Origin of the sequence: Photobacterium indicum (assembly GCF_003026215.1) — a bacterium.
Classification (GTDB): domain Bacteria; phylum Pseudomonadota; class Gammaproteobacteria; order Enterobacterales; family Vibrionaceae; genus Photobacterium; species Photobacterium indicum.
Window position 1 is genome coordinate 57696 of the sequence record NZ_PYOC01000018.1, and the last position, 21452, is coordinate 79147.

Genomic DNA, 21452 nt, shown 5'->3' on the forward strand with positions numbered 1-21452 from the left:
TGTTGCTATGACTATCCATCTTGTTGTTATTGATGCCTTAAATCTTATTCGTCGTGTTCATGCAGCTCAACCTGGTGAACCAGACGTACAAAATACCGCTCGTGTTTGTTGTCAGGCATTAAGCAAGATCATTAAGTTCAGCGAACCGTCTCATATTGTGGCTGTTTTTGATCATCATGGTGATGACCGAGGATGGCGAGCAGAGTTATTACCGCACTATAAAGAAGGTCGTAAACCTATGCCGCCAGAACTTCAGGCGGGTATGGAAATAATTCAAGATGCCTTTATGGACCTCGGCATCGACTCTTTGTTATCTGATGGTGATGAAGCCGACGATTTAGTCGCAACGCTGGCGCTTAAAGTCGCCTCTCGTCATCAACAGGTCACTATTATCTCAACAGACAAGGGCTATTGTCAGCTACTTAGCCCAACACTAAGAGTGCGTGATTATTTCCAGCAGCGTTGGTTAGACAGCCCCTTCGTTGAAAAAGAATACGGCGTGAAACCTGAACAACTGCCAGATTACTGGGGGTTAGCAGGAATAAGCTCGAGTAAAATACCGGGCATACCAGGCATTGGGCCTAAAGCTGCGCTAGAGCTTTTATCGTTATACCCAGATCTTGATACCATTTTGCAGGCAGAAGATTTACCCACTAAATGGCAAAAGAAAATCATCGAGCACCGAGAATCGGCAGAAGCGAGTAAAAAAGTCGCGTCATTAAAAACCGACCTAACGCTCGGCTTTAACTTACAAGACATTCGCTATTTAGCTCCTAGCTCCTAGCTCCTAGCTCCTAGCTCCTAGCTCCTAGCTCCTAGCAAAGAATACGGGTAAACATCGTTATCCACATACAAAAAAACGCCATCAATTCGATGGCGTTTTTTATGTGCTCACGGCTACATTTTACGGCGCATTATCTAGGATAACACCTTGTAATTAGTGCGGAGAACGATTATCTAAACAGCGTACATGCACCGTAATTTCTTCACGGTCATGGTAAAGGTGTTTAGCCTGTAGCTCGAACTTCATTCCATTTTTAATGAAGTATTGCTTTAGGTTTTCAATATCTTGAAGTACTTCATCATAACGACCTTTCATTGGCAGTTTAAGGTTGAAGATAGCTTCTTTTGCCCATGCTTTAACCAGCCACTCACCCATTAAGTGAGCAACACGAGCAGGCTTTTCGATCATGTCACATACGATCCATGTTACGTTTTTACGCGCAGGTTCAAACTTAAAACCATCGACAGCGTGATATTTAACTTGGCCTGTATCCATTAGGCTTTGCGCCATTTGACCATTATCAATCGCATGCACAAACATAGAACGTTTTACTAACTGATACGTCCAACCGCCTGGGCAAGCCCCCAGATCAACGCCCCACATACCTGGAGCTAAACGTTCATCCCACTCATCACGAGGAATAAATACATGGAAAGCTTCTTCCAGTTTTAGGGTTGAACGGCTTGGCGCATCTGATGGGAATTTCAAGCGAGGAATACCCATGAAGAACTGCGAATTATTATTTGTGTAAGAGTAACCCACAAAACAACAACCCGGTGCGATAAAGCAGACATGAAGTACTGGCTTCCAGGTACTATCTTGTGCGTACAGCACCTCTTTCTTACGCATTGCTTGGCGAAGAGGCACGGTAAACTTACGGCAGAATTTTAGTAACTCTTTCGCTTCATTTGTGTCTGGCGTTTCAATACGTAGCTCACCACAACGTGGGAAACCTTTTACAGCCTCAAGGATCGGTGAAATACGATCTTCTTGCGGTAAGTCTGTTAGCAGTTTCGTTGCTGCGAACATTTGACGTGCAAAAATTAATGAAGAAAAAGGCTGTAATTTAATGAATTTATCGGCATCACCCTGCTGATGAAATTCAAATACCACATAACCGGTATTGTTTTTCGTCCGAGGAAAACCAAATAACTCCAGTTTGTTCGCTTTATCTTGAACTTCACCGGCACATTCTTTTTCAAAGCCTGGACGACAATACAATATAACGTGATTCACTTTGAATCCTCAAGCTGAGCGCCAGGCAGCCATTGCAAGCGCTGCCCAACCAATAATAAAACAAATGCCCCCCAGCGGAGTGATGGGGCCAAACCATTTTATCCCTGTTAATGCCAGCGCATATAAGCTGCCACTAAAGAGTAAAATTCCTGTTGCAAAAAACAGGGCTGCGTATAATACCGCTTTTGTCGGCATAATGCGTGCCCATAATCCACATCCGAGCAAAGCAAGTGTATGCCAAGCTTGATATTGCACGCCGGTATTAAACACATCGAGTAAATATGGCGGCAATTGCGATTTCAATCCGTGCGCGGCAAATGCACCAAGAGCTACCATCACCACACCACTTAAGGCTGCGAAAAGTAAGATGTTTCTAGAGTGCACTCACGCTCTCCTTAATAAACTCAACCAAATATTTCACTGTCTTTTCTCGGTTTTCTTGCTCGGTATAACCTGATTTTTTTCTCGGTTTTAAACTATGATCACCATCAGGTAAAAATTTCACAGAAACCGAATCAGCATACTGCCACCCTTCGACTTCTGGCCGCGTACCAAACGTATCACGCTCACCTTGCAGAATTAGTGTCGGTAAAGTTGCAACTTTTAAATGCTCGCCTCGAAAGTTTTCTGGTTTCCCCGGCGGGTGAAAAGGAAAACCTAAACACGCAACACCCTGTACTTTCGCCGTACAGTTTTCAACATCTGGCGATTCATTAGCAACATCACTTACGATCAAGCTCGCCATACGTCCGCCCATCGATTTACCACCAATCACTAATTTACCATCGGCAAATTGATCAATATGGTGCTGCAAATCGAGTAATAGCTTAGGTTGACGATCAGGCGGGCGTTTTTTGCCATCTTCCTGACGTTTAACCATATAAGGAAAGTTAAAACGAATTACCCGAATGCTATGCGCGGCAATACCTTGAGCAATTGCCGTCATAAACTCATGATCCATGCCGGCCCCTGCGCCATGGGCAAACAGAAACGTCGCTATTGCCTCTTCATCACATTTAGGGCCATCCACAAGGTAGATAGGCAATGCAGGCTTCTCGTTAGCTTCTACGTCAGAATTAGGCATCCGTAATATCTTCCTGTTCTCTTGCCGCTTTTGCCAATACCCAATCACGGAAGGCTTGAATACGGCCAGTTTCAGCTTGTCGCTCCTGACAAACCAAATAAAACGCATTTTTACTCATTAATATTTCATCAAACGGACACACTAATCGACCAGCATCTAATTCAGGCTGAGCAAGCACATTATTGCCTAATGCTATTCCCTGCCCATGTACAGCCGCCTGTAATACCATAGTGGAGTGGCTAAAGATCGGGCCTTGATTAACATTGATGTCACTTAGCTCATAGTGACGAACATAGTTTTTCCATTCTTTTCGCGACGTATCGTGTAAGAGAGTATGTAATTTTAAATCACTTAAGCTGCGTAACGGTTTAATGCCAGCGAGTAACATCGGGGAGCAAACCGGTAATAAATATTCTTGATACAGCTTGTCGGCACGTAACCCAGTCCAATTACCACGGCCATAATAAATCGCAACATCAACATCATCGGTTAATGATCCTTCATCTAAATCAACCGCCTTAATTCGCACATCAATTTCAGGATGTTGCTCGTTAAAATCCGCTAAACGAGGCACCAACCATTGAATAGCAAAACTAGGAGGTAAACTAATGGTTAACGCACCTTTCGCTCCCCTTTCTAGCACTTTATCTGTTGCTTCAGATATCGCTGAAAAAACATCTTTTATATCGAGAAAGTAACTTTGCCCCTCCTCCGTCAGCAACAATGAACGGTTGCGACGACGAAATAATTTCAGCCCAAGAAATTCCTCTAGGGCTTTAATTTGGTGGCTTACAGCAGCTTGTGTGACAAATAACTCTTCCGCTGCTCGCGTAAAACTTAAGTGCCGTGCGGCTGCTTCAAAAACCTTCAATGAGTTAAGCGGTGGTAATCGTCTAGACATAGTTTTCCGATGCTGGCTGATACATTAGTTTTTTTTATGGTGAGTATTATAAATTGTCCATTGTTCAAGTGCTACATAAACCCTATTATTCATTTCGCAACGTAGGCTTAAGCGTCTGATATTCTGCCCTCTGGCATTATCGGTTAAGTCAATGTTGCGATGTTGTGTTTGCATATTGTCCGAGTTGTGTCGGACAGGTAGTGAATCTACCATTTACTTCTTTTTTGTTTGACCTGTCTGTCAAAGTTTGATTCTTAGCACTGCGCCCCAACGCAGTGCTTTTTTTTTATCGGTACCTTTCTAATCGGCAAAACACACACCCAGTAAGTATAATTACTCAGAGAATAGAGAAATTACTGAAGGAATAGGGATATCTACTTGCCCTTGCCGTAAATAATTAGCATGATCACTCCCTTAAATTTACGCAATGTGACTCACCATGACTGCTCAATTCGATATCAATCAAGTTTATCAACAGTTTCCAGCCTTACAACAAAACTGCAATGGCCAGCCGCTTGTCTATCTCGATAGTGCAGCAACGGCACAAAAGCCACTCGCGGTTATTGAAACGATCCAGCAGTATTACAGTGGTCACAATGCCAACGTTCACCGTGGTAGTCATAGCCTAACAGCATCCGCGACGGCAAAATTTGAACAAGCTCGCCAAACCGTTCAACAATTTATTCATGCTCAGCATAGTTGCGAGATTATTTGGACCCGTGGCGCGACAGAAGCGTTAAATCTTATCGCTCAAACATATGCTCGCCAAACGTTACAACCGGGTGATGAAATTTTAGTCAGTGAACTAGAACACCACGCGAATATCGTGCCTTGGCAAATCGTCGCCGAGCAAACGGGCGCGAACGTGGTTAAAATACCCATGCTTCCCGATTGCACGCTAGACATGGATGCCTTCCACCGGCTATTAACCGATAAAACCAAAATTGTCGCAATTGCCCATATCACCAATGTGACAGGCACTCGTAACCCTATCGAAGCAATAACAACTGCTGCCCATCATTACAATGCGGTTGTGGTTGTTGATGGTGCTCAAGGTATTGTTCATGAAACGGTAGATGTTCAAACGCTGGATGCCGACTTTTATGTTTTTTCTGGGCATAAACTCTATGCACCAGCGGGTATAGGTGTTCTTTATGGCAAGAAAGCACTGCTCGAGGTGATGCCTCCTTGGCACGGTGGTGGCAAGATGGTTGAGAAAGTATCATTTTCTGGTACTACATTTTCAGCATTGCCGGGTAAATTCGAAGCTGGCACCCCTAATGTCGCAGGTAGCCTTGCATTAGCAACAGCCATTGAATGGTTAGAAAGCTTAGATCGTCATGGTGCCGAACAACACATTGCACAGCTTCGTCAAAAGGCCATTGAAGGTATTAGTGAAATTGATGATTTACGTATCATCGGCCTACAAGAGCATGCGAGCCTATTTTCATTTGTTGTTGATGGCGTGCACCACCAAGATATTGCTACCCTACTCGACCAACAAGGCATAGCATTACGAGCTGGACATCATTGTGCTCACCCGATGCTTGATGCATTAGGGTTAACAGGAACGTTGCGCGTATCCTTGGCCCTATACAACACAGAACAAGACGTTGAGCGCTTTATTGCTGCGCTCCATAAAGCCTGTAGTTTGCTGTAAAAAGAGAGAACATCATGACTGACGCGACACTGCCTCAACATCCATTCGGAACAGAAATTACCGCGAACGATATCGTAAAGCAGATGCAAGCTGCGAATGGCTGGGAAGATAGATACCGCACAGTGATTCAATTAGGTAAAAAACTGCCCGCATTACCTGAGACATTTAAGCACGAAGAATTGAAAGTGAGTGGCTGCGAAAGCCAAGTGTGGTTAGCGCATGAGGCGCAAGATGGTCAGTTTCATTTTATGGCAGATTCAGATGCGCGTATTGTTCGCGGCCTGATTACGTTAGTGCTTGCTGCTTACGAAGGTAAAAATGCAGAAGAGATTCGAGCATTTGATATTGATACCTATTTTGAACAACTAGGTTTGATTGCCCACCTTAGCCCATCACGTGGCAATGGTTTAAAAGCCATTGTGGAACAAATTAAAACGCTTGCTAACTAGTATCACTTTTTTGAATAAACGATCGTTTGTTTGAATACTAAAAAGGAGAGCTTCGGCTCTCCTTTTTATCGCAAAAATGTACATAAATCAGCGGCTATCGACTTGCCAAGATAGCATTATTTCTGTAAATGCTTTTCAACTATTTTTTGAATAATACGAGAAACAGCGACAAAACCGAATGTTGCCGTCACCATTGTTGCGGCACCAAAACCACTCGCACAATCCATTTTTTTAGGCCCTTCAGCCGATGCTTTGACATTGCATACCGAACCATCTGCTTGTGGGTACTTTAATTGCTCGGTAGAAAACACACAATCAATGCCAAATTTACGTTTTGGGTTTTTGCTGAAGTTATGAAAGCGGCGTAGCGTATCACGCAGTTTCTTTGCCAGTGGATCTTGGATTGTCTTGGTTAAATCTGTAATTTGAATCTGAGTTGGATCAGTCTGACCACCCGCACCACCTGTAGTGATCACTTTTAGCTTATTGCTCTTACAATATGCCAGCAGCGCCGCTTTAGGCTTCATACTATCAATAGCATCAAGAATGTAGTCATAACGCGCATCAATATACTCTGCGATATTCTCGGGAGTAATAAAATCATCAATCAAATTAACCTGACACTCAGGGTTAATCAATTTAATACGTGCAGCCATGACTTCAATCTTGCTCTGACCAATGGTACCTGTCATCGCATGGATTTGACGATTGATATTGGTAACACAGATGTCATCCATATCAATTAACGTTAATTCACCCACACCTGAACGAGCAAGTGCTTCTGCGGCCCAAGAACCTACACCACCGATGCCAATCACACACACATGCGCAGCACGTAATATTTCAACTTCGCTGTTGCCATATAGACGACGTGTGCCACCAAAACGTTGGTTATAATTTTCTGAGGCTGGGGTTTCTAATTCGCGCATAAATTATTCACTGATAGCTAAGGATCGTTCAGATAAAGAATGAGCGCGTTTTATACGCGCTCTGGTAGAGATTGTCCAGTATCCCACAAATTGTAGATGAAGGTGATATCGCTTAAAGCACTCGACTCAGGCTTACTTTTCAGCGTTTGGCATTAACCACGGATCTTCAGTGGCACTGCCTTGAAGCCCAAGCTTCCATACCCGACCAAAATGTTTATAGTGACCAGCATCCGTTCCTGCCTGTTTCCCCATGCCATGGTATAAATCAAGATGATTCATCTTCACTGCGCCGCCTGTATCAAGCGCCATTAGCAACTTCAAGACGTACTGACCGTTCCAGTTACCCGCCTCATCTAATTGAGGGACTTCGGCTAAAATAACACTGCCCATTGGTAAGTATTCTCGATCTGCGGCTACTGAAGCATGCGCCAGTAATGGAATACCCGCCGTTCCCATCACATCTAAAGAGTCTTTAGGTTGGAAGAAAACATACGATGGGTTTTGCTCTAACAACTCACGAACCGTCGCTTCATCATTCGCGTTAACCCATTCTTCAATCGCTTTCAGTGACATTTTTTCACGAGGTACTTCGCCACGTTCAATCAACACACGTCCAATACTGACATAACGATGACCATTTTTACCTTTGTAGGCGAAGTACTGTAATTCACCATCATCGTCGAAATGCACAAAACCGCTGCCTTGCACTTCCATCATAAAGACATCAAGCATCGATGCACTGTAACCGAGCTCTAATCCTTGGCCGTCTAATGCACCTTGGTAAATCTCTTCACGGCTAGGGCAACGTTCTTCACACGTTGGCATGCCATAAACAGGATAACGGTATGTCTCATCAGGTTGGTGGCGCAGCTCAATCACAGGTGAGTAATAGCCCGTAAACATCACATTGCCTTTACTATCTCCGCCCCCCATTTGAGCCACTTGGATACCATAATTCCCAAGCTGGCTAGGGTCGCCGTTTTGTTCTGCCCAGTTTTCTATTTGGCGATAAAGTGATTCATATTTTTGAGCCATTGAGGGTGAACGCTCAATCACCTTTTCCATCTGCTCTGAAAAAGCACTGTAATCTTGAGGTTGTTCAGACTCTACCGCAGGTACTTCATTCAAGACTAGTTCAAAGTCACCGTCTAAATATTGTTGCCCACGATTTGTAGGCAACTGCGAGCACCCAGCTAAACCAATGATGACCATTGCAATTGTTATATTACGAAACACGGTTAAGACCTATATTAATAAAGTGATGAGCATAATTATTATACCGTGGTAGCACGGTACATTACGAATGTAAGCAAATACTTACTTCATAAATATGTGAATAATTATTTTATCGGTAAACCGTTTCAATGTGTCATGGTTTTGTTTTTAATGCGATTAAAAACCAGTGGATTCGCAACCTAGCAAGTGATGGTAAATGAAAAAGACACAACGATGACTAAATCAAGTAGGACGTCACTGTCGGATTACCCTTTTTGGGTGCGGGCAAAAGTTGAAATATAATGAGCGGGTTGTTGGCGTACTAAACGATTAGATAAATAGTTATACAGATACACATCATCGCCAAGACGATAACTGAGTGTATTACCATCCCATTGATAGTGAGTGCTAATTTGTCGTCCATTCACAAAAACACCCGATGCACGTAGTTCAAAGCTATCAGCAGCATAATGTGCGACCTCTTGCTCTGTCCATACACCATAAATATTCGTGAGGGGTTTAGGGGCAAACCAATCAACTTTGACCATTCCTGTTGCCATCATGATCGCTGAAATTAGTGTCATAACAATAATTGAAACAAGAAATGTACTTTGGAATCTTTTGAGATTTGTACTATTCATTACCTGTCATACACAACGAAATACATGCCGTAATATACCTAATTCAAAAAGGAATATTGCGCTAAAACCTTTCGCTTATTGAAGAATGGGATCTTGAATCAAAAAAAATATTACAATACTAACTGTACAATTCCGCCAATTCATTTACTTTGAGTGAATAAACATTTCCTTACATGGATGTAACACATTGAAACTTCGTAGTACTGCCCTCGTAAAAGGCTTTAGGCAATCAGCCCCCTACGTGAATGCACACTCAGGTAAAACGGTTGTCATTATGTTAGGAGGCGAAGCCATTGCTGATCCTAACTTTGCAAATATTGTTAACGATATCGCGCTATTAAACAGCCTTGGGTTACAGATTGTTGTGGTATATGGCGCTCGCCCGCAAATATCACACTTATTAACCTCACAGGGCTACACAACGCCTTATCATAAAGGTATTCGGGTTACCGACGCACGCGCGCTAGAGTTAGTAAAACAAGCTGCGGGGCAATTACAGCTCGATATTACGGCACGATTTTCTATGGGGCTCAACAACACACCAATGGCAGGGGCACAGATAAACGTCATTAGCGGTAACTTCATCATCGCCCAACCACTGGGTATCGATGACGGTATCGATTACTCTCACACTGGTCGTATTCGCCGTATTGATATCGATGGCATTCAACGCCAGCTCTCTCAAAACTCGATTGTTTTGCTGGGGCCAGTTGCAAGTTCAGTGACGGGGGAGTGTTTTAACCTTACCTCAGAAGAAGTCGCGACTCAGCTTGCCATCAGGCTAAAAGCCGATAAATTAATTGGTTTTTGCTCAGAGCAAGGGGTTATTGACCTTGATGGTGAAGTCGCATCAGAAATGCTACCCAATGAAGCAGAAACGGCTCTACAGCGTTTAATCGAAGCACAAGAAGATGATTGTGGTACCGCTCGTTTCTTACGGGGTGCAGTAAGTGCATGCCGTGCTGGCGTACCACGAAGCCATCTGATTAGCTATAAAGAAGACGGCGCATTGATCCAAGAGCTCTTCTCGCTTGATGGTATTGGTACTCAAATCGTGATGGCTAGTGCTGAAAAAGTACGTGGTGCAGGCATCGATGACATTGGTGGTATTCTCGACCTTATCTACCCTCTCGAACAAGAAGGTATTTTAGTACGTCGCTCTCGAGAACAACTCGAACAAGAAATCGAACAGTTCACCATTATTGAACGCGATGGACTCATTATTGCCTGCGCTGCACTGTATCCATTTCCTGATGAAAAAATTGCCGAGATGGCATGTGTTGCTGTTCACCCTGATTTTAGAGATGGGGATCGTGGTGTCATACTGCTTAATCGCCTGCGTCAGCAAGCCAAAGAACAGCACTTAAAACACATTTTTGTCTTAACCACTCGCAGCGTACATTGGTTTCTAGAGCAAGGCTTTATCGAGTCCGATGTCGATCAATTACCGATGGCTAAAAAAGCGTTATATAACTTCCAACGTCGATCCAAGATTTTAGTGTTGGCTGTCTAGCCTATAAAAGACAAACGCCTGCAATAGCAGGCGTTTATTGTCATTTACATCCACTCAAGCCTACCCTAATAAACAGGCTAATCCACTTGCTCTTTCCGTTCGCAATCTTACAGCCCGAGCTATCACATCTGGTTGGGCAAACAAATACAAGCGGGTTTTCGCTCGTGTAACACCGGTATAAATCAGCTCTCGTGTTAAAATGGGCGTGAAGTCTGCAGGCAATACCATCAAGGTGTCTTCGAATTCAGACCCTTGCGATTTATGGATCGTCATCGCGTACACGGTTTCATGCTCAGGCAATCGGCTTGGCAATACGCTGCGAATAGACCCATCAGGCATTTCAAAAAACACGCGCAGATGCGGCTTATTGGGATCGACTTTTTCATCAATCATGGCGATACCAATATCACCATTATAGAGCCCTAAACCATGATCATTTCGGGTGATCATGACAGGTCGACCTTCATACCAAGTATCATCGGTTTGGCTTATTTTTCCAATTCGTACCAGTTCACGTTCTATGCGCTGATTCAAACCAACCACACCAAAATCACCCTCCCGTAACGCACATAATAACCGTACGCTAGAAAAGGCTTTTAATACCACTTCCGGCTCTTGCTTATGTTCAATGGCATCTAAATAATCACGGTAAAAGGTTACCGTTCGATTAATCATCTTTTGGTAGTTTTCAGCACTCAGAGGATAATGATTAATGTCTTTGAAATCATGTTGGCAAACTTTTTCAACATCATACGGTTTTCCATCATTAATCGCTTTAGCCAATTTACCAATACCCGACTCGGCATGAAAACGGTAACTTTTTTGCAGCATGCATAAGCTGTCTGCAATAGGGCTGACACTGTTGCCTTCATGCATGCCAAGATGAATACCAGAGACATTAAACCCTGTTAATTGGCTCAGTACTTGACCTTGCTGTGGGCTATATCCCTGACTGGCAAAAGCACAAATATCACCCAGCACGGCACCCGCTTCAACAGATGCCAGCTGATCACGGTCACCTAATAGAATTAATTTAGCATGGAACGGTAATGCATCAAGCAAACGTGCCATCATTGGTAAATCGACCATCGATGCTTCATCAACCACCAGCACATCAAGGTGTAATGGATTATCTCGATGATGACGAAAATCAACTTGATTAGGTACTGAACCTAATAAGCGGTGAATGGTACTTGATTGCGTTGGGATACGCAGACGCACATCAGGGTCAACAGGTAGCGACTGTACCGCTAAACCAATCGACTCTGTCAAACGGGCAGCAGCTTTTCCTGTGGGTGCAACTAACTTAATGTTCGGTGTAATGACCTCATCACCGCTATTAGCATCATCAGCTTGCATCACTAATGCAGCAAGTAACTTGGCGACGGTCGTTGTTTTACCAGTACCCGGTCCACCTGATATCACCGAGAATTGGCGTGTAATCGCCATCGCTGCTGCTACTTTCTGCCAATTAAGGCACACAGCTTGTGGCACCAAATCATTTAATACAGATAACTCTTCCGCTTTATTGGCCGAAGTTAATGCCACATCAATGGCTTGCCAATCCAACTCATCCGCTTGAACCACATCTAACTTATCACACACTTCTTTCTGGCGACGTTCAACACTGTCACCAGTATCAGATGTTGATGACGGCCCTTTTTTTAACTGCTGTAAGGCTTGATACAAATAGGTATAAGTACGAGGAAACAGCGTATTAAGCACCGATGGCATAACAGCGGCTGGTGCTATCGATTGTGCAGAATGCAGCAGTTTGTTCGCCACCAGCTGCTCAAAATGCCAATAACGGTGCAAGTATAAACGACCATCTTGAAGCACCAATGGTGTAGCATGCTGTTCACCTTGTGCCATATTGGAAATAACCGATAGACCACTCAGCTCAGCTTCCCAATATTCAGGCTCAGGCAAACCATCCAGTAAAGTGATCGACACGCGGCTAGATAAGCCAAATAATGATTGAGTATTCAGATCACTTAACATCAAACAGACGTGCCCTTTGCCTAGCTCATGGCTGACAAGGGCAGTAATCAAAGCCACTAATGAAGAATGGGATTCAGGGCTTCGCAACGCAACGAATTTAGCAAACTGATAATCAAGTTGACGCAATGCACCTTGCTTTGTGAGTTCTTGCAAACGCTTAAGCATCAATCTGCTCTCCATCAATTAATTGTTCTAGTTCCAACAGTAAGGCTTCACTTGGCCGCGCATGGAAAATGCCACTGTCGCTGCCTGCTTCCATACCGCGGAGAAACAAGTAAAACACGCCACCAAAGTGGGTTTCGTAATCATAACTAGGCATGCGGCTGCGCAGAAAGCGCTGTAATGCAAGAGCATAGATTTGGTATTGCAAATCATAACGGTGATCACGCATGGCTTCGACCAGCTGCTCACCACGGTACACACTAGGGTCATCCCCTAAATGGTTCGATTTCCAATCGAGTACATAGTATTTACCATCATGCTCAAATACTAAATCGATAAAGCCTTTCAGCATGCCACTGACCGTCGCAAAGCCCAGCTCACCGGCTTTGGCTGATACCGTGTCATGCTTTGCTATTACCTTATTCAACATTCTCGATGACAATAAGGTGATTGGCAGTAGAAACTCCATTTCCGTTAGTCGTTGTGACGGGGTCTTATCGACCAATTTCATGCCCTGCCCGTCTAGTGAACAGTTCAGTACATCTTTAATTAATTGTTGTAATACAGGTAACCACACCAGATCATAATTTTCTTTTTGCAACAAATCGGTCAAGGTTGCCACGGTTTCAGGGCTGTCGACGGGCGCTGTAAATTCAATCTCTTCAAACACGGTATGCAAGAACGTACCGGGACGCGCACCACGCGGAAAAGTATAAATTGAATATTCAGGCTCTAGTTCAACCAGATTACCGTCATGATCAACGCTGGTTTCACCATCAATCGCCGTTTCAGCCGCTGATTCAATATCAAACCCCGGCAGATCTAAACTACTGTCATGGTAGGCTTGGTGTCCTTGTTTCACTAGGCTGGAATAACTGGTCATCCACCAATTGCGCTCAAGCGACATCGTAAACTGATTAGGTGATAACTCTGCATCTTCTTGCTCTCGTGGCTGCCACTTATCTTCAGGTAAAACAGGTGGTTCGAGAACGGTAATTGCAGGTTGGCTTTCTGCTAATTTCGCTAAGGCTAGTTCCAAATCAGCAATGGTGCCTTCTTTGCCATTTTGAATTAAATGCCCCATTGCTGAGTGATGTAATCCGGTCGGTTCTTTGGTACTCCGACCATTACGAATCGGAGCCATACCGATATAACAACCATACACCGCACGCGTTAGGGCAACGTAAATAAGACGAAGATCTTCTGCTAGGCGCTCTTTATCCGCTTTTTCAATTGAATCCGTTTGCTTGGCAATATCTAATACTGTGATGTTTTCTGCTTCATCGTGGTATTTCACTTCACCTTTACTATCAACCTCACGATAACTACACACAAACGGCATAAAGACGAGGTCATATTCTAGCCCTTTCGATTTGTGAATCGTGACGATTTGTACCAAGTTGCGCTCTGATTCCAAACGTAAAACCTGATCTTCAGCATTACCGTTTGGCTCTGCTACATGCTCGGCCAACCAACGTAATAAACCGTAATCACTGTCTAAAGTTTGACTCGCTTCTTGCAGTAACTCAGCAATATGCAGTAAATCGGTTAAACGGCGCTCTCCGCCTTCTTCAGCTAACAGGTTTTCAGCCATTTTTTCTTTTGCCATCACGCTACGTATCATTGCCATTACGCCACGTGTTAGCCATTGTTTACGGTAATCTTTGAAGTTATTGATTGCCGCTTCCCATGCATTCTCACTATTGTTGAGTTCATCAAGTTCAACGGCTGTTAATGCAAATAAGCTAGAGGCCAATGCAGCACGTAATGCACGATCATCTTCAGGAGTAAGTACTGCTTGTAATAAACGTTGAATATCTGCCGCTTCAGCGGTTGAAAATACGCTATCACGGTTTGATAGATACACACTGGCAATACCTTGCTCTGACAATGCTTTTCGTACTAATTTACCTTCATTACCAGTACGTACTAGCACCGCGATATCACTGGCTTGAATTACTTTCTTACTGTCTTTGTCTAGAAAAAAAGCACTGCCTTGCTCTGCTTGAGTCAGTACATTCTGAATTTGTGCCGCGGTCGCATTTGCCATGGCTTCTTGATAACAGCCTTTTGTAACGGGCTTACCGTCAGGGCTATCTTGATGCCAGAACGTCAAGGCATGTTGAGCTTGATTATCTAACCACCAGCTACGATCTGGGGCTTTAGGGCTATGGTTAACCGATAAAAATTGAATATCTTGATCGTAAATGAACGGGCTATCTGGTCGAGCGAAAACGCTGTTCACCGACGCAATCATATCTGCTGTTGAACGCCAGTTAGTATCGAGCGTGTAATGATCGTGTACCTGACGACGCGCTTGAATGTACGTGAAAATATCTGCGCCTCGGAAGGCGTAAATTGCCTGCTTAGGATCGCCGATCATAAACAAACCGCATTCCGGTTGAGCACGATAAATATTACTGAAGATACTGTATTGCTGTGGATCGGTATCTTGGAATTCATCAATCATTGCGACTGGATACTGGCTCCGTATACGCCCAGCCAGCAGATCATCTTGATCGTTATCGATCGCAGCAGATAATTGGGTTAACAAGTCATCAAACGATAACCACCCTTTACGCTCTTTTGCTTGCGCCAATAACACACGACACTGTTCAATGGCATGCGCCATTAAAGGATCATGTAAGTTAGCCGGATTATCGAGCAGCTCACCAATGGCGACAAATACCGCATGCTCAGGCGCTTCACCCTTCGCGGTTTTTTCGATTAATGTTTGCTGATGAAAACGGTCCAATTTGTCGGGTAATTCGTAGCTATCGGTGGGTTGTGCTGCCCACTGGCTCACCTGTGCCAGCCAAGTTGGTAAGCTTTTCTTGGTATAACTGCGCTTATTAACTCCTGAATTGGCAATCAGAGGTTCAAGATCTGCTTCATGCTCACGCCATAGTGCTTTAATCGCATCAATACGCTGCATGTTTTGCTGGTGCAAATCAGCCAATGAATCGCTCATTGCCGCAACTGACAACTTCACAGGCGCACCGGTTAAGCTGCCCCCGATGTCTTTTAACAATGCCGCCGGAGATGACCAAATATTGCGAACTTCATTGGCTAACGCATGAGGTAGGTGATAAAAATTTCGACGCCAATAATCGGCAGCTACCAAGCTTTTCAACTGGCTTTCATCGGTAACAAATTCATTATTAAAGCGACTACCCGATTCAAACGCATTTTGAGTCAGCATTCGCTGGCAGAAGCCGTGAATGGTATAAATGGCCGCTTCATCCATTTGGCGTTCTGCATTCAACAGAATTTGTGCCGCCGCTTTATGATCACTAATGGCGGTTAATAGCGGTTCAATAACCGGATCGTTACTAAAGCCACGACGAAATGCGATTTGAGCATCATGAATTCGCGCACGAATACGATCTCTTAATTCGGCAGTTGCCGCTTCAGTAAACGTGACCACCAAGATCTGATCAACAGTCAGCTCTGATGCATGGCGTGTTTCAGCGTTACCGTGCCCCAACAGCAAACGTAAATATAAACTCGCAATGGTAAAAGTCTTTCCTGTACCAGCAGATGCTTCAATTAAACGCGCACCATGCAGGGGGAAAGTCATCGGCTGCAATTTAGTGGGTGTATTCGCACTATCCATTGGTTGATGATTCAAGTCAGACGGATTATCCAAGCCTGATTGCACATTCAAATCTGGTTGCATGATATTGCCAAAGCCTTTTGTTGTTGGCGTATCAGATATGCCGTTATTGAGACATTCACCATCCAATACCCATGATATAAATACGTGTTTTACAAACCATTTCTAAATGAAGTGAGAGCCGAATAACGCCCCTATCGTTCACTTCAGTGATAGTGATCACATTTACATTGTGATCAATCACTTATAAACACTTTTTGATTTGTAAAATACCATTATGCTTTAATGATGTGAGAGCTTACTCACGGTTTAGCGCCAGAGGTTTAGCTAGTATCGCCCGCAAGAAACGTGGTCTACCTCTGGACCTGTGGTCGTACAGCGAACACCCTACAAATAAAAAATGATTTGCTGGCGACCACGCTACACCTTCTTACTCCACAGCTCTTTACTCCACAGCCAGTCACTTATTCTCATTCATCTTCTACAACATCACTGTTTAAGATCGCAGCCTGTAAAACACGACTCGCTAATTGTGAGGCTTCAGCAGCAAGCTCATCATTCCATTGTGGCCATACTCGTGCGATATAGCTATCTGCACCTTCCCCAGGAAATAAGTACCCATCATTAAAGCAATCAGCCATCTTTTTCAGTGACTTATCAATGGTGTCTTCATCATCTTTCCAGCTACCATCACGGCCGATACATGCCTGAATACCCGCTTGCGCTGTTTTAGGAAAATAAGGCAAAGGTTGATTCAAGCCGTGGTAATACAACTCCACCACATCTTGCAGGTAAGCCTTGGCTTGATCCGGTTCGATAATAGATAACACAAGGTGTTTATCGGTACCTATTAGGTGAGTTTGTTGACCACAGTGGCTTGCTGCTAAACATAAATGATCAAACCAAGCTGTTAAGTGATCTTGCGCGCGAACTTTGCCACTACGGTAACGCACTAAACCGGATTGATAACGCTGTTTTAACCACCCTTGCAGGTTCACCTCATGACCGTCGACTTGAAAGCGAAGATCAACTTCATGATCATCCTGTGGGCAATTAACAAGTGGCACAATTTGATCAGCTAACGACACAACTTCTGTACGTGTCATCGCTAAATCTAGCTCACCAAATGCCGCGACAGGTAACCCACCAGCCGCTTTTTGTTCAGCAGAAAATGCAGCAAAAACGGCATCCTCATTCTTATTGCTCACCTTTGCATCAAGCAGTAATGCCAATAGTTCATCACGTAGCAAGTAGCTTTCTAAGCCATTCAATATGAACGGTTCATCATCTTCCATCCCCCCCATAGGTGGTTCAAAGAAGACTTTCAAACGACGATTAAAAAAGTAACGTACTGGTAAACGCCAGAAGCGCTGCAACTCCGCCAATTCTAAGACCAACTCCTGCTCGCTAACCATGGGCTCGGCATCTAATGCGGTAAGCTGAAATGCTTTGTTTGCCTCACCATGTCGCGCAGCGGCTGGTAACCATTCAGCAGCAAAACTTGATTTATCACCAATAAAGGCGGTTGGGCTAAACGGCACCAGAGGATGATGATGAACTAACAGTTCTTCTTTCAATCGTTTGGCAGATTGATCTACGGGTAAGACTTCATCGCCTTCAATGCAGTAACCTTGCTGACAGTATTCCACCAGCTCACTGACTAATACCGATGGCACTTTTTCAGCGTTATCTTGAATCGAACGACCCACATAGCTGATATACAGGGTTTCTTGTGCCGATTGAATGGCTTCAAGGAACAGATAGCGGTCGTCATCACGGCGTGAACGGTCACCAGCTTTGGTGCGGCCATTCATTAAATCAAAACCTTCTGGCGCGATATTTCGCGGATAAGCCCCATCGTTCATCCCCAGTAAACACACAACTTTGAAGGGAATTGAACGCATTGGCATCAAGGTACAGAAGTTGACCTGTCCCGCTAAGAAGCGTTGACTTACCCGTTCACCAGACAGCTTATCTTGCAAGTACTGCGTCAATACAGCTGGTGAGATCAATGACTGATAACCCGCATCTGCAAGTTGTTCATGCAAGCGATGTAGGTTATCGCGAATCGACTTCAGCACCAGCTCACCGTCTAATTCAACGGCTAAGAAATCATCTAGTAATTGATTAAGTAGATCGGTCCAAGACGATACGCATTGAGGCTGTGCCAGCTGCTCACGATAAGAGATCAAGCTATCAATAAACCCTGCAAGTTGCCCTGCTAGCTCGGCATCTAAACCTTGAACCTGCTCATAGGCAGAGATGCCATCAAATAAGCCCGCATCATGAGGCATAGCATAGCCCAGCAACATTCGCTGAATACCGAATAGCCAGGTATTTTGATTCTGTTCTGGCAGCTCAAATTGGCAAGCGGTTTTCTCATCTAACCCCCACCGAACACCCGCTTCTTCTATCCAACGTTTAATTTTTTCGAAGCTATTACTATCAAAGCCAAACTTGTTCATAACAGCCGGAACTTCTAACAGCTCCAGTAACTCAGAGGCATTACAACGGCTTTCAGGCAAAGTCAGTAAACGCATAAATGCTAGCAAGATAGGATTTTCTTGCTCGGCAGTTCGATCTGAAATCGAGAATGGAATATAACGATTACCTGGCGCATTGCCGAAAACGGATTGAATCGCCGCGCTATACGCATTGATGTCGGCCACCATCACAATCACATCACGGGGTTTTAGCCCTTTGGTTGTTTCGGCTTCAAACATAGCGAGCAAATTATCATGCAATACTTCCACCTCACGCATCGGGCTGTGGCAAGCATGGATCGATAATGACATGTCGCCATCGCTAATCGGAAACTTGTGGTCGCTGGAATCCAGAATTTGATCGTTCTGACGATCTTCTAGATTTAAAATATCGGCCTGAATCGCGTGCAGTAGCGAGTCAGGCTCAATATCAACAAAACCCGCATCCACTTCGTTGACCTGCATCTCTGACAATAAGTACATATTGTCACGCCCCAGCTTACCCATAGAGGCCAATAAGCTATTGCCTACAACATCATTGTGCATGTCATCATCATAATGATTTTCATCGGTATCCTTCAGCACAGCAACATTTTCATCGCTGACGTTTTCGTCACCATGTAGCGTGTCATCACTTGAAACATTCAGTTGCTTGATAGTCACTCGTTGATTGGCAGCCAATCGAGCTAAATGCTTACGATCGCGAATATCACCCCAGTAATAACGACAAGGGTTAGTAAACATCAGGTGTACATCAATGTGCTCACCTAATGCCGCTAATGCGTCAAGATAACGAGGCGGTAACGATGAAATACCAAATACAAATAATCGCTTCGGTAAATTGGCTGGCAGCGTACCACTACTGGCATAATTCTCTAACGTATCAATGAAGTGCTCGTACAGATTGGCGCGGTGATAAGGCGACTGCCCCAATGCCAATGTTTGGTCGTACAACGCTTGCCATAAAATAGGTTGCCAAGGGTGTTCATCACCTAATTCAGTAACAATTTCACCCGCTTCCCACTGTTGAATCCATTCTGGGCGATACACTAAATATTGGTCGAAGATATCTGCTATTTTCTCGGCCAATTGATAAATTTTAAGGCTTTCTGGGTCATTCTCTAAATAGCGTTTTAATGGCTCAAATTCAGGCAAACCCAACTGCTTTGGTAGCACTTCCATCAGCTTCCATGTCATCGCCTCTTTATTGAACGCACTGCGCTCAGGTACGTCAGCTAATACTTGAGTAAACATTTTCCAGATATAGGTTGCTGGCAGTGGAAACTCAAGATTTGCCGCTACCCCAAATGATGTCGCCAATTCCATTTTTAACCACTGCGACATTCCCGGGCTTTGCACCAAGATTTGCTCTGGTTCAAAAGGGTTATCTAGAGGATTAAGGCGGATCAATTCGACTAGCAGTGACTTCAACAAATCCAGTTGATTGGAGTGATAAACAGTAAACACGCAGATATCTCACAAAAAGAGAAAGTTACATTGATTGTCTACCATCAACTTGCTGGCTGCAAACCTAAATTACAAATACAAAAAAGCCCGGCATCACCGGGCAAAACACATAACTTCTGAATATAACGCTGACAAATAGCACACTCAAAATAATATGATATACATGAGCTTATTCTGAGTAATACAAAACGTAATATTAAGCATTATGTGGAACAGGATTCAATAATCGTGAAATTGGGCGGTAGAACGCTAAGTAACGAATCGCGACATAAGAAACCACTGCCGTTGATACATAAAGCTCGATAGTTGCAAGACTAAATACTTGCTGAACATATTCAGGTGCAAAGCCGTATGCTGCCATCCAAACTGCTGTTTTATAAAGCGCCGTTGCACCAATCACCATTGGGAATGTAAATGCTGCATAACCAGGGCTGAAATCAAGACGTAATAAGCGAAAGAAAGCCACATAGATAACAAAAGTCATTAATACTGCAATACCAGCAAGTAAGGCAACAATCACTGGCGATGGGTTTTGTACCACCGTTAAATAACCCGCTAGCGATAAACTCGCAGGTGCTGCCATTATCGCAATTGTTGGTTTGGCTGCATCTGGAATTTCATGACTAAAAATCAAACGGTAAATCATGATAGGTAACATGACCGCGTACACACCCATACCAAATACTAATAACGCTTCAGCTATTGGACGTAAAGCCCCACCAGGGAAAGCCACATCAGCCACAATTAGACCAATCGGTGGCACAAACCAACTTGGTACCATGTGATGTAATTTAAACTCAACTACACGATGGTAAACAAACAATGCCAAGAAAACCAAATGTAGTATAACGGCAAATAACCACAGTACCTGTGCAGCATACGGCGCATAAATGCCCACCGCTTTTGATACTGCCATCAAAGCCATTGCAAATGTTGGCACAACACTACCAACCACATGGTGTGTTAAATCGTTCCAAAGTAACTTAGGATGAAAAAGAAACTTTGTAGTAAGAATCACTAACAATATTGACGCAATCACAGCACCTGTAACCTGTCCTGCACCATTAAGATCGGCTGCATTTTCCCAGCACCAGCCAAGACTTGCGATACCTAATGCTAAACCCGCCATAGGGGTTGGTGCGCCTGCTACTTTATTTTTAGTTGCTTTAATCATTTTGACCTCTCTAATTTCACCCCAAACCTCATGTGTCATGGTTAAAACCATTTTGGGCTGAAAACATTAATCTCTGAACACGAAATGATTGTATATAATTTGAATTATTTATAATAATTGAATATATTGAACAAGAG

The 21452-nt window shown here is 43.9% G+C and carries 15 protein-coding genes; 4 read left to right on the forward strand and 11 right to left on the reverse strand.

Annotated features, from left to right (window positions below; all coding sequences use genetic code 11):
* The first annotated feature begins 7 nt into the window (after positions 1–7).
* Positions 8–784 (forward strand): flap endonuclease Xni, encoded by a 777-nt coding sequence (xni, locus tag C9J47_RS25575; protein WP_107256714.1) that lies wholly within the window; start codon positions 8–10, stop codon positions 782–784.
* A 153-nt stretch (positions 785–937) separates the two neighbouring features.
* On the opposite strand, the gene rlmM is transcribed toward xni, so the two are convergent.
* From rlmM to C9J47_RS25595, 4 genes are read right to left on the reverse strand one after another with little or no spacing between them, the layout of a single operon-like run.
* Positions 938–2020, reverse strand: coding sequence for a 23S rRNA (cytidine(2498)-2'-O)-methyltransferase RlmM (gene rlmM / locus C9J47_RS25580; protein WP_006232642.1), 1083 nt, complete (start codon positions 2018–2020; stop codon positions 938–940).
* 9 nt (positions 2021–2029) lie between these two features.
* A complete protein-coding gene (locus C9J47_RS25585; RefSeq protein WP_107256716.1) occupies positions 2030–2404 on the reverse strand; it encodes a DUF423 domain-containing protein in 375 nt (124 codons plus the stop codon).
* Positions 2394–3104: an alpha/beta family hydrolase gene (locus tag C9J47_RS25590; RefSeq protein ID WP_211321791.1), complete on the reverse strand. Its 711-nt coding sequence runs from the start codon at positions 3102–3104 to the stop codon at positions 2394–2396. The genes C9J47_RS25585 and C9J47_RS25590 overlap by 11 nt, the downstream gene beginning before the upstream one ends.
* Complete coding sequence (locus C9J47_RS25595; protein ID WP_107256718.1) at positions 3097–4005, reverse strand: transcriptional regulator GcvA; 909 nt, start codon at positions 4003–4005, stop codon at positions 3097–3099. Before C9J47_RS25595 ends, C9J47_RS25590 begins: the two co-directional genes overlap by 8 nt.
* 439 nt (positions 4006–4444) lie before the next feature.
* Between C9J47_RS25595 and csdA the strand changes: the two genes are divergently transcribed.
* Both csdA and csdE read left to right on the forward strand, forming a co-directional pair.
* Positions 4445–5665, forward strand: a complete 1221-nt coding sequence (gene csdA / locus C9J47_RS25600; protein WP_107256720.1) for a cysteine desulfurase CsdA — start codon at positions 4445–4447, stop codon at positions 5663–5665.
* Between the two features lie 14 nt (positions 5666–5679).
* Positions 5680–6114 (forward strand): cysteine desulfurase sulfur acceptor subunit CsdE, encoded by a 435-nt coding sequence (gene csdE / locus C9J47_RS25605; RefSeq protein ID WP_107256722.1) that lies wholly within the window; start codon positions 5680–5682, stop codon positions 6112–6114.
* Between the two features lie 116 nt (positions 6115–6230).
* Here the strand turns inward: csdE and tcdA are convergent, their stop codons facing one another.
* From tcdA to C9J47_RS25620, 3 genes are all read right to left on the reverse strand, one after another.
* A complete protein-coding gene (gene tcdA, locus C9J47_RS25610; protein WP_107256724.1) occupies positions 6231–7043 on the reverse strand; it encodes a tRNA cyclic N6-threonylcarbamoyladenosine(37) synthase TcdA in 813 nt (270 codons plus the stop codon).
* A gap of 132 nt (positions 7044–7175) precedes the next feature.
* On the reverse strand, positions 7176–8279 hold the full coding sequence (mltA, locus tag C9J47_RS25615; protein WP_107256727.1) for a murein transglycosylase A: 1104 nt from the start codon (positions 8277–8279) through the stop codon (positions 7176–7178).
* 245 nt (positions 8280–8524) lie between these two features.
* Positions 8525–8899, reverse strand: coding sequence for a DUF2850 domain-containing protein (locus tag C9J47_RS25620; protein WP_107256729.1), 375 nt, complete (start codon positions 8897–8899; stop codon positions 8525–8527).
* A gap of 187 nt (positions 8900–9086) precedes the next feature.
* On the opposite strand from C9J47_RS25620, the gene argA reads away from it, so the two are divergent.
* Positions 9087–10412: an amino-acid N-acetyltransferase gene (argA, locus tag C9J47_RS25625; protein ID WP_107256732.1), complete on the forward strand. Its 1326-nt coding sequence runs from the start codon at positions 9087–9089 to the stop codon at positions 10410–10412.
* A gap of 60 nt (positions 10413–10472) precedes the next feature.
* Here the strand turns inward: argA and recD are convergent, their stop codons facing one another.
* The 4 genes from recD to C9J47_RS25645 all read right to left on the reverse strand — a co-directional run bounded on the left by recD (position 10473) and on the right by C9J47_RS25645 (position 21315).
* Complete coding sequence (recD, locus tag C9J47_RS25630; protein WP_107256734.1) at positions 10473–12578, reverse strand: exodeoxyribonuclease V subunit alpha; 2106 nt, start codon at positions 12576–12578, stop codon at positions 10473–10475.
* Complete coding sequence (gene recB, locus C9J47_RS25635; RefSeq protein ID WP_211321792.1) at positions 12571–16191, reverse strand: exodeoxyribonuclease V subunit beta; 3621 nt, start codon at positions 16189–16191, stop codon at positions 12571–12573. The genes recD and recB overlap by 8 nt, the downstream gene beginning before the upstream one ends.
* Before the next feature lie 470 nt (positions 16192–16661).
* Positions 16662–20141 (reverse strand): exodeoxyribonuclease V subunit gamma, encoded by a 3480-nt coding sequence (gene recC, locus C9J47_RS25640; RefSeq protein WP_107256736.1) that lies wholly within the window; start codon positions 20139–20141, stop codon positions 16662–16664.
* Between the two features lie 196 nt (positions 20142–20337).
* Positions 20338–21315: a TDT family transporter gene (locus C9J47_RS25645; RefSeq protein ID WP_107256757.1), complete on the reverse strand. Its 978-nt coding sequence runs from the start codon at positions 21313–21315 to the stop codon at positions 20338–20340.
* Positions 21316–21452 lie beyond the last annotated feature (137 nt).

Coding starts and splice junctions, on each gene's coding strand:
- xni (WP_107256714.1), top strand. CDS start 8: ATGACTATCCATCTTGTTGTTATTGATGCCTTAAATCTTATTCGTCGT.
- C9J47_RS25590 (WP_211321791.1), bottom strand. CDS start 3,104: ATGCCTAATTCTGACGTAGAAGCTAACGAGAAGCCTGCATTGCCTATC.
- C9J47_RS25595 (WP_107256718.1), bottom strand. CDS start 4,005: ATGTCTAGACGATTACCACCGCTTAACTCATTGAAGGTTTTTGAAGCA.
- csdA (WP_107256720.1), top strand. CDS start 4,445: ATGACTGCTCAATTCGATATCAATCAAGTTTATCAACAGTTTCCAGCC.
- csdE (WP_107256722.1), top strand. CDS start 5,680: ATGACTGACGCGACACTGCCTCAACATCCATTCGGAACAGAAATTACC.
- tcdA (WP_107256724.1), bottom strand. CDS start 7,043: ATGCGCGAATTAGAAACCCCAGCCTCAGAAAATTATAACCAACGTTTT.
- C9J47_RS25620 (WP_107256729.1), bottom strand. CDS start 8,899: ATGAATAGTACAAATCTCAAAAGATTCCAAAGTACATTTCTTGTTTCA.
- recD (WP_107256734.1), bottom strand. CDS start 12,578: ATGCTTAAGCGTTTGCAAGAACTCACAAAGCAAGGTGCATTGCGTCAA.
- recB (WP_211321792.1), bottom strand. CDS start 16,191: ATGGATAGTGCGAATACACCCACTAAATTGCAGCCGATGACTTTCCCC.
- C9J47_RS25645 (WP_107256757.1), bottom strand. CDS start 21,315: ATGATTAAAGCAACTAAAAATAAAGTAGCAGGCGCACCAACCCCTATG.